The 446-nt window shown below is 65.0% G+C and carries 1 protein-coding gene; it reads left to right on the plus strand.

The genetic code is table 11. The annotated features are described in order from the left end of the window. Nucleotides 1-33 precede the first annotated feature (33 nt). A partial coding sequence (locus tag PZH32_RS11360) for an FAD-binding protein (protein WP_275208363.1) occupies nucleotides 34-446 on the plus strand: 413 nt, incomplete at its 3' end.

The raw sequence follows: 446 nt of genomic DNA on the forward strand, positions 1-446 counted from the left end.
ATCCTCGGCCACGGCATCGGTCAACTGAGGGCTGTGACCCGTGGCATAGGCCTTGTCGCGGCCGAGGATGAGGAATGGGGCTTCGCCGAGTCCATCCTGGCCTATGCGGCGGAGCAGGGTGCCGAGGTGCGCTGGTTCACCGAGTTCATCAAGTGCGAGCAGGACGAGAACGGCCGCGTGACCGGCGTTATCGCCCGCGACGTAAAGAACGACCGCCACTATATACGCATCAATGCCAGCAAGGGCGTCATCCTCTCCACCGGCGGCTACGGCAACAACCTGGAGATGATGGAGGACCGCCAGGCCTGGAACCAGAAGATCCGCATTGCGGCTCCGGGATCGGGCGGCAATCCGACGGGCGACGGCATCAACGCCTGCCTCTGGATGGGCGCCACCATGGATCCGCTGGGCGCCGCCGTCACCTTAAACCGCGCCCGCGTCAAACC

It is taken from the genome of Adlercreutzia equolifaciens, assembly GCF_029076695.1.
Taxonomy (GTDB): Bacteria; Actinomycetota; Coriobacteriia; order Coriobacteriales; family Eggerthellaceae; genus Adlercreutzia; species Adlercreutzia equolifaciens_A.